Annotated in this window: 12 protein-coding genes; 4 read left to right on the forward strand and 8 right to left on the reverse strand. The window is 47.1% G+C overall.

Going from position 1 to position 14,361, the window contains the following annotated elements; all coding sequences use genetic code 11:
- The first annotated feature begins 55 nt into the window (after window positions 1–55).
- Genes LRP57_RS03180 through lnt form a run of 3 tightly spaced genes read left to right on the forward strand, consistent with a single transcriptional unit; the run spans window position 56 to window position 5,366 of the window.
- Entirely contained in the window at window positions 56–1,057 is a 1,002-nt protein-coding gene (locus tag LRP57_RS03180) for a helix-turn-helix transcriptional regulator (RefSeq protein ID WP_231205058.1), read from the forward strand.
- Window positions 1,054–3,804 (forward strand): DEAD/DEAH box helicase, encoded by a 2,751-nt coding sequence (locus tag LRP57_RS03185; protein WP_231205060.1) that lies wholly within the window; start codon window positions 1,054–1,056, stop codon window positions 3,802–3,804. Before LRP57_RS03180 ends, LRP57_RS03185 begins: the two co-directional genes overlap by 4 nt.
- Window positions 3,789–5,366, forward strand: a complete 1,578-nt coding sequence (gene lnt / locus LRP57_RS03190) for an apolipoprotein N-acyltransferase (RefSeq protein ID WP_231205062.1) — start codon at window positions 3,789–3,791, stop codon at window positions 5,364–5,366. The genes LRP57_RS03185 and lnt overlap by 16 nt, the downstream gene beginning before the upstream one ends.
- A gap of 38 nt (window positions 5,367–5,404) precedes the next feature.
- Here the strand turns inward: lnt and LRP57_RS03195 are convergent, their stop codons facing one another.
- Window positions 5,405–5,773, reverse strand: coding sequence for an RNA polymerase-binding protein RbpA (locus tag LRP57_RS03195; RefSeq protein WP_231205064.1), 369 nt, complete (start codon window positions 5,771–5,773; stop codon window positions 5,405–5,407).
- A 296-nt stretch (window positions 5,774–6,069) separates the two neighbouring features.
- Here LRP57_RS03195 and LRP57_RS03200 point away from each other — a divergent pair, with 296 nt between their 5' ends.
- Window positions 6,070–7,605: an Hsp70 family protein gene (locus LRP57_RS03200; protein ID WP_231205066.1), complete on the forward strand. Its 1,536-nt coding sequence runs from the start codon at window positions 6,070–6,072 to the stop codon at window positions 7,603–7,605.
- A 61-nt stretch (window positions 7,606–7,666) separates the two neighbouring features.
- Here the strand turns inward: LRP57_RS03200 and LRP57_RS03205 are convergent, their stop codons facing one another.
- From LRP57_RS03205 to pepN, 7 genes are all read right to left on the reverse strand, one after another.
- Window positions 7,667–8,224 carry a MerR family transcriptional regulator gene (locus LRP57_RS03205; RefSeq protein WP_331274735.1) on the reverse strand — a complete coding sequence of 186 codons (558 nt, stop codon included), beginning with the start codon at window positions 8,222–8,224 and terminating at the stop codon, window positions 7,667–7,669.
- Between the two features lie 101 nt (window positions 8,225–8,325).
- Complete coding sequence (gene ftsR, locus LRP57_RS03210; RefSeq protein WP_231205068.1) at window positions 8,326–9,108, reverse strand: transcriptional regulator FtsR; 783 nt, start codon at window positions 9,106–9,108, stop codon at window positions 8,326–8,328.
- Window positions 9,105–9,530 (reverse strand): FHA domain-containing protein, encoded by a 426-nt coding sequence (locus tag LRP57_RS03215; protein WP_231205070.1) that lies wholly within the window; start codon window positions 9,528–9,530, stop codon window positions 9,105–9,107. Before LRP57_RS03215 ends, ftsR begins: the two co-directional genes overlap by 4 nt.
- 98 nt (window positions 9,531–9,628) lie before the next feature.
- Window positions 9,629–10,423, reverse strand: coding sequence for a DUF881 domain-containing protein (locus tag LRP57_RS03220; RefSeq protein WP_231205072.1), 795 nt, complete (start codon window positions 10,421–10,423; stop codon window positions 9,629–9,631).
- A 3-nt stretch (window positions 10,424–10,426) separates the two neighbouring features.
- Window positions 10,427–10,759: a small basic family protein gene (locus tag LRP57_RS03225; RefSeq protein ID WP_231205074.1), complete on the reverse strand. Its 333-nt coding sequence runs from the start codon at window positions 10,757–10,759 to the stop codon at window positions 10,427–10,429.
- Window positions 10,760–10,763: 4 nt separating this feature from the next.
- Window positions 10,764–11,543 carry a DUF881 domain-containing protein gene (locus LRP57_RS03230; RefSeq protein WP_231205076.1) on the reverse strand — a complete coding sequence of 260 codons (780 nt, stop codon included), beginning with the start codon at window positions 11,541–11,543 and terminating at the stop codon, window positions 10,764–10,766.
- 92 nt (window positions 11,544–11,635) lie between these two features.
- Window positions 11,636–14,335 carry an aminopeptidase N gene (gene pepN / locus LRP57_RS03235; protein WP_231205078.1) on the reverse strand — a complete coding sequence of 900 codons (2,700 nt, stop codon included), beginning with the start codon at window positions 14,333–14,335 and terminating at the stop codon, window positions 11,636–11,638.
- Window positions 14,336–14,361: the final 26 nt, after the last annotated feature.

Raw genomic sequence — 14,361 nt, forward strand, 5'->3', positions numbered from 1 at the left:
TATTTCCTTATCAGATTTCTTTGGTGCAGCGTTACACACAGAAGGGAAAATAAGTATGCCTGAACCTGTTTCCCATGCTCTTGTGCGTTTAATTTCGTTAGTTTCTTGGCTTGGACAACACCAGGGGGCCACAATCCAAGAAATTGCGTCCCACTTTGACCGTACTCGTCGACAAGTGAAACGTGATATTGAGTATTTAGGGAATGTGGGAGATTCTTTGCCGGGTGCTTCTTTTGAAATTGACTGGGCTGCTTACACAGAAACCGGGCAACTTTTCCTTCGTACAACAATGGGCGCTCATTTACCTCCACGGCTGAGCGAAGATGAAGCAATGGCTTTACTTGTAAGCCTCGAAGCTATCACTGAAACCTTAGATGATGAATTATGCGCCCACCTTCCTCGCACTATTATGAAAATTGGCGCTCTTACAGGGGTGCCTCACTCCTCCATTTTCCTGAAAGACACACAGTATCGAAAACATAATCCAAAAGTTGCTGTCATACGTGATGCAATTCAGAACAAATACGCTATTACTTTTGATTACGTGAATAACTCCGGTAAATGCTCTCATCGATATGTTGATCCACGGGAACTTTCACGTGGACCACATGAGTGGTCTTTACTGGGATGGTGTCATGAAAATGAAGAAGAACGCACATTCCTTCTTTCACGTATGACCCATATTTGCATCCTCAAAACTTCAGCTACCCAGTTTCCTCATAAATCGACGGGTACACCTAAGGAAACACAGAACCTCACACAGACCCCTTCTTTACTGTTGAATGCTGAGCAGCCACAACCCCAGTGCGTGCCTATAAAATTACGTACCCCTGCACGTTGGATCGTTGATGATTATTCACTTCGGATCATTGATGAAGATGAAGGTGCTTTCACGGTTGATTTTCCCCTGTGGAATGACCAGTGGGTTGATAGCGTCCTTATGGATGTAGCACCGCATATACTCGATTGTCCTTCTCGTATACGTCAGCGGCTTCACAGGCGCGCCACACGTGCACTCCATATCTGGGAAACTATCGGTGTAAAGGAAAAAATATGAGCCCTGCACGTCGCCGTCGTCGCGTAGTACGTGAAAGTGCGGAACCAGATAATAGCACCCTTTTAAGCCCGGCAGAACGTATGCGAGCTTTTCATGAGGACCGTCATTTTCGTTCCTCGGCTCGACATGAGTGGACAGCAAATTTGCCATATGTGCCTGATCCTTTCCAATGCGAAGCAATGGATCATTTAGAAAGTGGCTCCTCTGTTTTAGTTGCGGCTCCCACTGGTGCCGGAAAAACAGTGGTAGGGGAGTTTGCTGTTTTTCTTGCGATGAGCAGTGGTCAGCGTGCTTTTTATACGACTCCTATTAAGGCTTTATCGAATCAGAAATTCTTAGATTTACAGCGGATTTTTGGTGCAGAAAATGTTGGTCTTTTAACGGGAGATACGTCTGTTCGTCCTTCAGCTCCGATTGTTGTGATGACAACTGAAGTTCTACGGAACATGATTTATGCGGAAGTTGATCTGAAAAATCTTTCACATGTGATTCTCGATGAGGTGCATTATTTAGCTGATCGTATGCGTGGCCCTGTGTGGGAAGAAGTCATTATTCATCTGCCTGCACATATTCGTATTGTTGCTTTATCTGCCACAGTGTCTAATGTTGAAGAATTCGGTTCATGGATGCAGGAAGTACGTGGTTCATGTCAGGTTGTTGTTTGGGAGAAACGGCCTGTTCCTTTGTATCAACATATGTTGGTTGGAGATCATCTTTTTGATCTGTATGCCCCGAGTCGTCATGGGAAAGGTTTGAGTTCGCGTCTGAATCCTCGGCTTTTATCTGAAGTTTCACCGCTTGGGCGTGCGCGAGGTCGTTCTTCCTCTGGTAAACGCGAAACACGGGTTGGAACAGTGATTGCACTGGATCGCGCTCACATGCTTCCCGCTATTGTTTTTATTTTTTCGCGTCAAGGTTGTGAGGACGCTGTTGCTCATATTCTGTCATCAGGTATGCTCCTGACTTCACATGATGAAGCTGCGCGTATTCGCCGGAGCGTTGATGAAGTTTTAAATCGCATTGATGTACGCGATCATGCTGCTTTAGGCGTGCGCAAATGGGCGCAGGCCTTGGAAGCTGGTGTTGCTGCTCATCATGCTGGCCTTTTACCGGTGATGAAAGAGGCCGTGGAGCGCCTGTTTGCTCAAGGACTGGTGAAGGTCGTGTATGCGACAGAAACTTTAGCTCTAGGTATTAATATGCCGGCGCGAACTGTGGTCATTGAGTCGCTCCATAAATGGAATGGTGCACAGCATGTGTCGTTGTCGGCAGGGGAGTACACGCAATTATCGGGACGTGCTGGTAGGCGTGGTATTGATAATGAGGGTCATGCTGTTGTTCTTCATCGCCGTCAAGTTGCTCCAGAGGAAGTAGCTGCTCTTGCTTCTAAACGAACGTATCCACTTATCAGTGCTTTTAGACCGACGTACAATATGGTGGCTAATTTACTGATTCATTCCACACGTGCTGCAACTCGTGAAGTTTTAGAAACTTCTTTTGCTCAGTATCAGGCAAATACGGCTGTGGTGCATTTAGCTCAGCAAGTCCGTGACTTACAATCTCGCATGGATGTCTTTGCTGCAGATATGCATTGTGATTCGGGGGATGCTCAAGAATATTTTGCTTTACGTGAGCGCATAGCTCGTCAGCAAAAGGAGGGAGCACGAGCACGGGCATATGAGGCTTTAGAAAATAAGCGTCGTCTTTTTGCTCGGGCGCGTACAGGCGATATTGTGTGTTGCCGTAAGGGGCGACGACTGACGTACTATGTCATCTGTGATGTGGCTTCGACTGCCAGCCATTCTGTTGCTTTAGTGAGTATTGGTACGGATGGGAAAAAGTATTATCTTTCCTCTGATGAACGAGTGAATTGGCTAGGTATTGTTGGTCGCATGAAGATTCCTGCCTCGCATCTTCTTCGTCGTGCGCAGGTTCGCACAAAGCTTGCTCAGGATTTATCAGCTCTTATTCGTTCTGGTACGTTATCTCGTCCGTATGCATCTGATTCTCCTGAGAAAATATCTTCAACTGAGGATTTGGAGCGTCGTTTACGTTCGCATCCGGTTCATCGGTGTCCTGAACGCGAATCTCATGCGCGTGCAGGACATGCGTGGGCGCGTGCGGCACGGGAAGTAGAGCGTTTGGTGGCGCACATTGATGGGCATACTCATTCGGTGGCGCGTGATTTCGATAGGGTATGTGATGTTTTAGAGCGTATGGGTTTCTTACGTGAGGATCATGTGAGTGAGTTTGGGCAACAGCTCACGCATATTTTTGGTGAGCATGATCTTGTCATTGTGGAGGCCTTACGCACAGGGGTTTTCCGTGGCCTTGATTATGCGCAATTAGCTGCAGTGGCTTCATGTTTTGTTTATGAGTCACGTGGTGATGAAGATTCTGCGCCAGCTTTACCGCAGGGGATTGAGCCGCTTTTGGCTGAGGCTTGGGATAGTGCATGTCGTGTTCTTGCTCGTGTGAACGAAATAGAAACTGAGGTTGGAGCGCATGTATCACCTCCACTTCACCCGGGGCTTATGGCGGCGACTGCTGCATGGGCGCGTGGGGCATCATTGACTGTCGCTTTGTCAGAATGTGAAGTGCAGGGGGGCGATTTTGTTCGCTGGATGAGGCAAGTGATGGATGTGTTAGATCAGCTGCGCCGCGTGGCTGATGAAGATGTGGCGGAGGTTATGCTTCAGGCACGTCAAGCCTTAGCGCATGGAGTGGTCGCATGGTCAGCACTGTAAAAGAAAGGCATCATCTTCTGTATTTTCTTTTCGATCTCATATGTGCTTGTGGGGCTGGGGCTGCTTTATGGGCAGCTTTTCCTGATGTGGGCGCGTGGTGGAGTATTCCTTTTGCTCTTGCTTTAGTGATTGCACGTCTCGATCATGCAGGTGCTGGCAGAGCATTCATTATTGGAGCAATATTTGGTTCTGCTTTCTGGTTTCCGCATATTACTTGGGCTATTCCTGCAACTGGTAGCTATTTACCATGGTGTGCTTTAGCGCTGGCTCAGGTTTTTTTCTTTGCTTTATGGGGATGCTCTGTTTCTTTATTGCGTGTGTGGAAATGGGCGCGGAGTGTATATGGTCAAGCTGTTACTGTGGCAGTTATGTGGGTGGGGATCGAGCAATTTCGATCGCATTGGCCTTGGTCTGGCTTCCCGTGGGGAAATTTAGCTTATCCTCAGGTGGATGGGCCGCTCGGTCATATCGCACCTTTTGTTGGTGAAGTAGGTGTGTCATTTATCGTTGTGTTTTCCGCTGTGTTGTTGCGGCGGAGTGTAGCTTTTCGTGCTGATGATGATAAACGAGCTTGGTGGGGCAGACCTGTTACTCTGCTATGTGCTTGTATTTTATTGGGCGGGCCGTATGTATTCCCTTTGCCGTTGTCTCAAGAAAATGGTGCTGTGAATGTGGGAGTTGTTCAAGGGAATGTGCGTTTACCTGGGGCCTATACATATGCTATTGAGGGAAAAGTCAGTGGCGATCATGCAGATGAGCATCGTCTTTTAGGTAGGGAAGTTTCTGATCTTGATTTTATTGTGTGGGGTGAAAATTCTTTAGATCGTGATCCGCGTGTAAGTTCTGTGGTTCATTCTCTTACTGCACATGCGGTGGATACAGTAGGGGTTCCGACTCTTGTTGGTTTACCTGAGTATCGTGAGGATCATCGGTGGAACTGGGTGGGGATGTGGTATCCCCATTCGGGTTTGTCATCCTCGTTGTATGGAAAGCAGATTCCTGTTCCCTTTGGTGAATTTATTCCTTTTCGTAGTTTTGTTTCGCGTTTAGCTACTGAAGCTGCGCAGGTGGAGGTGGATCTTCTTCCTGTGCAAAATGCTGCATATCTTGAGGCGCAGCTTTCTGATGGTCGTTTGCTACCAATGACTGTGGGTATTTGTTTTGAGGTTGCTTATGAGTCTTTACTTGCGCAGGGGGTACGGCAGGGAGGCCAAATTATTGTTATTCCAACAAATAATTATCATTTTTTAACTTCACCTGAATCTGCTCAGCAGGGGCAAATTTTACGATTCCGCGCTATGGAATTTTCACGTTCCGCTATTCAGGCTTCAACAACGGGGGAATCCATGTTGATTCGTCCAAATGGGACTGTGCAAGCTGTTTCATCTCGTATGGTTTCTGCCCATATTGCAGGTGAATTACCTTTGCGTTCGTCAATTACTTTTGCCGCACGTTATTGTGATGAAGTTATGATGGGAGCACTTATTTCTGCTGCTGTTTTATGCGGATCGGCATGTATTACTTCGCTTATTTCTCGCGGAAAAAAACGACGCGCCTTGTAAGGAAATTCCCACAAGGCGCATGAAAAGAGAATCATATTTTATGAAGTTTTTTGGTAAGAGCCTTCAGGACGTAAACGGCCTTCACGTAAAAGAGTGAGCTGCTCATTGAGCACTTCTTCAAGTTCTTCCATAGTGCGCCGTTCGCATAACATGTCCCAGTGCGTTCGCACAGGTTTATTTACTTTTTGATCTTCATCTTCTGTAGCATCGCCAAGAAGGTCGGCAACTAAACCACATCGACATTCCCATGTCGCGGGCGCAGTGGCTTCTGTTGATAAGGTCACGTCAAATTCATGACCATTAGCACACATGTAGCGAACAATGTATCGGTCTGCAAAGACGACACCTTCTTCGGATTCCATTGACTTAGCGCCAATTTGCATGCCACGAAGCGCGCGATCTGCCACAGTTCCTCCTGATATCGAACAGGTAATAAGCCAAAGTATTATAGCGCACTGAGAAGGTTTTTTGGATTTGAGCGAGAAAGTCATTCATTTTTTCACGCAAATACGTAATAAGCCGATAATGAATATTATGTCAGTTTTAATCGAATGGATTCCACTCTCCTGAATAAATAGAAATAACCTCCAGTCACCGCGCAGATAAAACACACAGGTTTCTACCTGCACTGTCCCTTTATAAAATTCATCTTTCCAGCCACGCCTTTCATCAAATATGCGCTATACAGGCTAGGCTTACACACATGAGATTAGGTGTAGATTTTGGAACCTCGCGTACCACTGTAGCCTATGTTGATCGAGGAAATTACCCTGTTGTTTCTTTTGAAGATTCCAACGGTGACCTACACGAACACATACCTTCAGTTGTCACCCTCAAAGATAACACTCTTGTTTTTGGGCATGAAGCACAAGACCTCGCCGCACAAGGCTATCCCAGCCTCCGCTCTTTCAAACGCTTACTTGCTGACCCTCAGATAACAGCTTCCACCACTGTGCGTATTGCTCATCGTGACTTCTTCATTGTCGATATTGTGACCCGTTTTCTGCACCATGTTGCCACACAACTACGTGAATCCTCATCCATCACCTCATTATGCAATGACGACACACTTTTAGAAGCTGCGGTTGGTATTCCTGCACACGCTCATTCAGGACAACGTTTCATGACCATTGAGGCATTCCGTAATGCGGGATGGTCAGTTCTTTCAATGGTAAATGAGCCTTCTGCTGCAGGCTTTGAATATACACATCGCCATGCCGGAACCCTGAATTCCAAACGCACAACAATTATGGTCTACGACTTAGGCGGTGGCACATTTGATGCTTCAATTGTGAGTGCTCAGGGAACACAGCATGAGGTCATTGCTTCTCGTGGTCATAATATGCTCGGCGGTGATGACTTCGATATTCTCCTTGCACAAATGGCTTTACGCGCCGCTTCCCTGTCTAGTGCCGATTTAACTGATATGGAATGGGCACAACTGGTCACTCACTGCTGCGAAGTCAAAGAATCACTTCATGCAAATACACGTTTCATGACACTTGAGGTTTGCGGAAAAATTGTGACGATTCCTGTTACAGATTTTTATGAAGCAGCAACAGATCTTGTTGATGAAACTTTAGCGACACTGACTCCTCTGCTCCATAAATCAGATGAGGCTCGTTTCATCCTTCCAGAAAATGTAGCAGGCGTATATGTTGTCGGTGGCGGTGCTGAACTCCCCCTCGTCTCGCGCATATTACGCACAGAATATGGTCGCCGCGTTCATCGTTCACCCCATGCTTCAGCTTCCACAGCGATTGGTCTTGCAATTGCTGCTGATGTTGAAGCAGGCTACACGGTACGTGATACTTTAGCTCGTGGTATGGGTGTTTTCCGTGAAGCTGATTATGGTGATGAAGTGGCTTTTGATTGCCTTCTTGAACCTGAATTACGCTTGAATTCACATAAAGAAATTACCGTCACTCGAACATACAGAGCGGCTCATAATATTGGATATTTCCGTTTTATTGAGTACACACGTGTCGATGAAACTGGTGTGCCTCGCGGAGAAATAGCTCCGCTAGCTGAGGTTTTTATGCCTTTCCATCGTAATTTACAAGTGGGAACAATCGACCTGTCATGCGTACCCATTGAGCGCACATCCGATGGTCCACTTGTACAAGAAAAATACCACGTTGATGTTCATGGCATTGTCAGTGTTGAAATCATTGATCTTGACACTGGATATACGGTGCGCACGAGTCTGCTGCGCGATAAAAGTAACACGCATGCTTAAGCAGTACTGCCCTCCCCTGCATGATTCAGGGAAAGGGCAGATTTACTAGATATCCTTACGATCAGGATACGGAACGTTTCATTCTGCGACGCTCAGCTAAGTCATCTACCACGGAAAGCTCAGCTTGCTCAACAGGCAAATCTGCAAGCGAGCCTTCAACTTCCCTGCATACGCGCCCGACAGCGATACCAAAAACTCCTTGGCCACCTTGTAAAAGATCGATGACTTCTTCAGTTGATGTACATTCGTAAACAGAAGCTCCATCGCTCATCAGCGTGATAGAGGAAAGATCTTCCACTCCCCTGTTATGCATTTGAGTGACGGCTGTACGAACCTGCTGAAGTGAAACACCTGCATCTAGCAGTTTCTTCACAATCTTCAGAACAAGGATGTCCTTAAAAGAATATAGTCTTTGAGAACCAGAGCCACGAGCTGCACGCACCGATGGCTGTAATAATCCTGTACGTGCCCAATAATCAAGCTGACGGTAAGTAATTCCCGCAGCAGCACAAGCAACAGGGCCGCGGTATCCTAAATCGTCATCTTGGTCAACCAGCGTATCGCCAAAAAGTAAGCCTTGACGTGCGGCTGGCACATTCGGCACAGAACTTGTGTTCACTGGTGGTCCTTATGTGAAAATAACGGGTAAGTCACTGGTACTACGCTATGCATTATTGTGCCTGTGGTCAATAATTTACACGGCGCGCCTAAATCTCAAGTTTAACGTGAAGGTTTAGTCCCGTGCTCATTTAGCTGAGAAAGTGACACACGCAGCATTTCTTGGTACAAATCACCGAATAGTTCACCGAACTCCATTGAACGCGCAGCAGCCTTTTCCATATCAGAAGCACGGCGACGCGAACGTTGCGATGATACTGTCTGGTCAATAAGATCCGCACAACGCTCCGCACTATTACGCACAGTACGTAAAGTACGCGCATCCACACCATGCGACTCTAAAAGAACAACTAAACGCACTACTTGAACACAGCGTGACGGGAAATAGCCACTCAAATCCGGTGTAATTAGCCCCAAACGCGAGTAACGCTCAAGAGTTTCCACATCCGTTCCTGCAAGATCAGCTACGTCACGAGCCGGTATCAAAGGACGATTACCCGGCAAAACAACTCGACCTTCTGAAGCAACAACACGTGCAGTTGGAACCGGTTCCACTTCCTGCCCAGCATCCAGAGCACGTAATTCATCACCAATAACACGCAACGGAGCAAAAGAATCACGCTGACGCATCAAAATGAAACGCAAACGCTCTACATCTGCCCGCGAATACTTCCGATAACCTGACCCTGTACGCTGAGGAGCCACAAGGCCTTGATCCTCTAAATAACGAATCTTCGACAAAGTAACCGCAGGAAACTCGCCGGTCAAAATCTCTACAACCTGACCGATAGTTAATACTGCCTCATGCGAAACTCCACGTGGCCACGGTGAGACAGAAAGAGAATCGCCTTCCTCATACAGAGGTTGTGAAACTGCGTTACTCATAAGACATGCGAAGGATGGTAGGTTAAACGATACTTACCAATCTGCACCTCATCACCTGCAGAAAGAACCACCTGCTCCACGCGCTCACGATTCACGTAAGTGCCATTCAAAGAACCCGAATCACGCACAATATGCACACCTTCATGAGCAATAAATTGACAATGATGACGCGATACTGTCACATCATCTAAAAATATATCTGATTTAGGTGAGCGACCAGCCTGAGTTACTTCAGGAGTGAGCAAAAAACGCGCGCCCGTATTTGGGCCACGCTGGACTATTAATAAAGCAGAACCTGCAGGTAAAGCAGCAACAGCCTCACGATCAACAGCCGATAACGCAGGAATATCCACCTGTGAATCATCCACGAGTGGGATCTTAAAAACAGACGTAGCCGTAGGATCGAATTCCTGTTGCTCCATGGCATACCTCCTGCGTATAACTGTCTATCTGCTCAGCTATTCTAAAACTAATTCCATTGTTGCGCCTACAGGCAAGTTACGTCCACTGCTGCCATTTCTTATGAGATACGCGCCCATTGCGGAGTAAAAACCTGAGCTATGCTATCGATCACAATATCAGTTGTTGTTATAACATCGACTGACGCGTTTTTTGCACGCATTTGTGCCGCAGCACCCGCTTGGATTTCCAAGGCCGTAGCAATCGTTCGCGCAGGACCTACCACTTTCCATTGATACGGCGAAGATATACGCTTGCCGTCAAGTAAAATACCTGACTCATCTGAGGTAAAAGATGAGCGCACATTCAAACGAATACCATTCAGATCTATCGCCTCTGCCCCAGCATTACGTAGCTCACCTAAAAGCATGACAAATTGAGCAGGTGTTAATGACCCTATTGGATCCGCAACCGTCATTTGCACTCCCTCACCGTGAACCGGCAAAAGCCCTGCAATAATATCCGCCAACTGTTTTGTCTGACGAGCAGCCTCTTGTGCAGCCTCATGTTCAGATTCCGCACTTTTAATTTCATCCAATTGCTTCTGAAGCTCGTAACTTTCCTGACGGAGATCCCGCTCGCGCGCATCAAGTTCACTCAACAAAACCACAAGATCTTCTTGATCTAAAGATTCCAAAGGATCATGTTGCTGCGCCCGCACCTGCGTAACTAAAGCAAAGCCGAGAAGCAAGCAAATCAGCAAAAGTAACAGGTGCATAGCACGCGGAACACCAAGAAAAGCCTCTTTTATTCGATGCGCATATGAAAACTTATACTCCAGACGCGAAGCTGCTTCAGAGCCATCATCTACAGGTTTTTTTACGCCTAATATCGGAAAACGTGCCTCATCCGCCATAAGTTATGCCTTTAATAGCAGCCGACGAATCGAAGCGGTATTAGAGAAAATACGAATCCCTAAAACCACCACAACAGCTGTTGTCATTGCAGACCCCACACCCAGTTGGGTCCCAAGGGAAACAAGCAAACAAGCAACAACAACATTCCAGAAAAAGGAGGTAACAAAAACACGATCTTGAAATTTTCCTTCAAGCCATGCGCGTGCTGCTCCAAAAAGCGCATCAAGACCTGCAACTACCGCGACCGGAAGGAAAGGTTGAAGCCATACAGGAACAGTCGGATCAAGAAAATAGCCGACGATGATTCCAAGAACAAGACCAAGAACCGCAATCATAGTGTTATTGCCCTTCTTTTGTTACTACAGGTTCAGCATAACGAATATTGCGCAGATCCAAAGCACTCATTGTGATATGAGGAGCTGCCGCCGCTCGCACAGAGATCCCGAGCAGTGACTCTGCACTTGAAAGGTAATCACCTGTATAGCCGCGCACCAAAGCCGTCGATAAGGTATTCGCATCACCAATTGCACTCACTTCATACGGTGACTGAATCGCTGTCACATTCACAAGTATTGTGCTGCCTGCTGTCCGTATAAAGGTTCCGGGGGCTACACGATTCCCATTAATACTGATACTGTCAGCTCCCGCAGCCCATAAAGCATTCACGACCATACGAAGATCTTGATCCCGAACACGCCCCTGCGAAGATTTATCAGTTGCCAGTCCTTGCGAAGCATCGGTAAGAGTGACAGTGAGGCCCGGACCAGCTACCGGCGCGCTGGCAGTGGTCACACGTAGCGAGGAATCAATAGAAGTTGTCTGCCATGTACTCTCACTTAAGCTACGCAAAGAAGTGTGAGTATCTGTAACTTCTCCTTCAAGCTGAATGACTGTCTGTTGTTTATCATGAGCACGCTGAATAAGTTCGTCACGGATATTGTGAGAATTTGCCGCATGCAAAGCACGAACAATTGCGACAGAAGAAATCCCTATTCCTACGGCACATACGGCAACAAGAAAACGATATATCCAGCGCATACGACGTGAAGGGTTTACCAGCGGCCATGATTCATACCCCGAATCTAAGGGATTATTCAATAGCTGAGTAAGCAGTGACATAGAGGCCGCAGGATCATATGAATAAGGAGGTCTATCCTGCCCATCCGGTGGGAGACTTGGATTTTCAATCATTCTTTTTCCCATATTCATATTCACACTGAGTGCCTACAGGCAAAAGACGTAAAATCTGCATCTTGTATACGTTCAGCGCGACGCAAATGATCGTTTTCTTCCACAAGTAACCGTTGTAAGGCTTGAGGAATGTGAGGGTTTTCCTCTAACCATGCGTGTACATCCTCTGATGAACATATACGACGGTCATGTGGAAAAGCTCCTGCCACAAAACGAATTCCTATGCCGATACTTGAGCGATTCCATAAAGAAACTACTTCATCAAAAAAGGCGTGAGGATCAATTCCTTCATTCTGTGTTGACATGCGTAATCCCGCTAATGTGGCAGATAAATCATCATTCGACAAAGTTCCTGACAATACTTCTTGCCATCGTGCGCTTCGCAGTTGGGCATCAGGTAAAGCACTGAGTGCTTGACGATGACGAGTCACTGTTTCGCCAGACATGTCTTCTGCCAGCCACGCATTAAGCTGATCGCAGGTAACTGCACCGTGTGCAGCCAGTACTGTACGCGCCTGCCATATGGTTGCGCGTGTGACTTGTCTGCCTCGCCAGAAGCCTTGTGACAATTCACGTAGGCCATTACCACCTTCAGTGGAATGAGGTAAAGATTCCAGGTCACAGGTGAGTACATATCGCGCTGCGGCGCAGTATAAACGGAGCCATTCGCGCTCTGCCCCACTTCCTGCACGTATGCGACCAGAGTCGTATAAATCCTCAATACGTTGCATACAGGTGAGGGCTTGGCTCCGACGTTCCTCGTATGGCAGATAGGAGTCAAATACTGTCACGCAGGTATCAATGAGTCGACGAACAACAGGTTCTTCACTTTCATCAGGAGCATGTTGCAATACTGATTTCATATATTCCGCAGGTGATATAAGAGCTTCCCTGACCATATTCCACACGGTAGACCACATCACTGCACGGGTAATAGGCGTAGGACAGCTACTGACATATTTCAAAGCAATTGCCGCAGAATTTTCATCAAAAAACGAAACTGCGTATGTCAGGTCCTCATCATTGATGACAATAAGCTGCACGTCCTCAATCGCCCCCGAGTATGCAAGGACGCCATCTGTGTCAATAGCTGTGCGCTGCGTATCTGTACGCACATCAAAACGGTGTGTGCGAACCAAAATGTCATCTCGTATAGCCCAGGTTGAAATGATAAGACGATGAGGACGTATAACAGTGGGCGGCAGCGGATAAGCGTCAGCATATTCTTCAGCCAGATCATCGGCATTATTCATATGGATAAGGTCAAATGTAAGGATACGCCCATCCTCATCAGTTTCCATATCTGTACGCAAAAATGTGGGGCCCGTCGTATCAAGCCACGTGTGAGCCCATTGTGATAAATCTTGTCCACATGCTTTAGAAAGACACTCCAGAAGATCCGACATCTGGGCTGAAGCAAAAGCGAATTTCGTAAAATACGCCCGTGCCGCAGCATAGAAAGCCTCATCGCCGACCCATGCCACCAATTGTTTAAGAACAGAGGCACCTTTGGCGTATGTGATGCCGTCGAAGTTATTTTTTGCTGCTGTCACGTCAGGAATATCAGCAAGAATAGGATGAGTTGTCGGTAACTGATCCTGCTGATAAGCCCATGCTTTACGGGCAATCGCAAAAGAAGCCCACTCCCCTGTGTACTGTGTCGCCGTTGCAGCAGCGAGGGTTCCTTGGTGGTCAGCAAATGATTCTTTCAGCCATAAATCATTCCACCAGCGTGGGGTGACAAGATCCCCGAACCACATGTGGCTCATTTCGTGAAGGATAGTATTTGCACGTCTTTGACGTTGCGCCCATGTGAGCGTATCGCGTGAAAGAAAGCTTTCCGTGAAAGTAACGCACCCAGGGTTTTCCATAGCGCCCAAGTTGTACTCTGGAACAAAAACCTGATCGTATGACCCCCACGGATATGTTAATCCGTAACGCTCATGGAAAAAATCAAGGCCAGAACGAGTAACCTCGAAAATATCATCACTATCCACATAGGGCGCTAAAGCTGTACGACACATAAGACGTAAAGGAATAGTCACATATTTTCCATCCGCGCCCTGGCCACTCGCTCCTCCTGACCACGTGCCTCCATCAATTACTGCGTACTCTCCCGCGACAAGAGCTGTGATGTAGGCCGGAAGCGGTTCTGTTACGGTGAAATCATGTTCGATAGTTGCTGATTCTTGGAACTTTCCTAAGAAAGTCGCGTTCAGAACTGCTTTATCCACGCCATTTGAAGTCACCACCCAGTGGGCAGGTGCTTTGACCGTAAAATGCCACGGAGCTTTCATATCCGGCTGGTCAAAACACGGCCACGCCCTATGCGCGTCTTGCGGTTCGAACTGAGTGTATAAGTAGATACGTTCATCTTCAGGGTCTTTATAGCGGTGAAGGCCTTCCCCTGTACGAGAGAAAAAAGCATGTCCTCTCACTGTGATGTCACAATTTTCATGTGGAGGAATACCGCATACAGTGATCCGGTCATCTGCATATGTAAAAGGATGCGGTTGCCCATTAAGGCAAACAATGTCAACTATGCCTGTGAAATCTATGACTACCGTTGGTTCTGTGGCTTGCACGGTTAAAGTTGACGATACAGGATACGTATTTTCCTGCATAAGGCCCGCTGAGCTTAAATCAACAAAAACATCCATGTATTTCAGATCAAGTATCTGACTACGATGCTGTGCCTCACGGTACGTCAAAGGTCTCATATTTCCGAATGCTATCGTCCTTATGC

The organism is Schaalia sp. lx-260 (assembly GCF_021083645.1).
In the GTDB taxonomy this organism is placed as follows: domain Bacteria; phylum Actinomycetota; class Actinomycetes; order Actinomycetales; family Actinomycetaceae; genus Pauljensenia.

What these genes read in the sequence shown, in the direction of transcription:
- LRP57_RS03225 (WP_231205074.1), bottom strand. Translation starts at nt 10,759, where the DNA reads ATGATTGCGGTTCTTGGTCTTGTTCTTGGAATCATCGTCGGCTATTTT.
- ftsR (WP_231205068.1), bottom strand. Translation starts at nt 9,108, where the DNA reads ATGAGTAACGCAGTTTCACAACCTCTGTATGAGGAAGGCGATTCTCTT.
- LRP57_RS03215 (WP_231205070.1), bottom strand. Translation starts at nt 9,530, where the DNA reads ATGGAGCAACAGGAATTCGATCCTACGGCTACGTCTGTTTTTAAGATC.
- lnt (WP_231205062.1), top strand. Translation starts at nt 3,789, where the DNA reads ATGGTCAGCACTGTAAAAGAAAGGCATCATCTTCTGTATTTTCTTTTC.
- LRP57_RS03220 (WP_231205072.1), bottom strand. Translation starts at nt 10,423, where the DNA reads ATGGCGGATGAGGCACGTTTTCCGATATTAGGCGTAAAAAAACCTGTA.
- LRP57_RS03185 (WP_231205060.1), top strand. Translation starts at nt 1,054, where the DNA reads ATGAGCCCTGCACGTCGCCGTCGTCGCGTAGTACGTGAAAGTGCGGAA.
- pepN (WP_231205078.1), bottom strand. Translation starts at nt 14,335, where the DNA reads ATGAGACCTTTGACGTACCGTGAGGCACAGCATCGTAGTCAGATACTT.
- LRP57_RS03200 (WP_231205066.1), top strand. Translation starts at nt 6,070, where the DNA reads ATGAGATTAGGTGTAGATTTTGGAACCTCGCGTACCACTGTAGCCTAT.
- LRP57_RS03180 (WP_231205058.1), top strand. Translation starts at nt 56, where the DNA reads ATGCCTGAACCTGTTTCCCATGCTCTTGTGCGTTTAATTTCGTTAGTT.
- LRP57_RS03230 (WP_231205076.1), bottom strand. Translation starts at nt 11,543, where the DNA reads ATGTCACTGCTTACTCAGCTATTGAATAATCCCTTAGATTCGGGGTAT.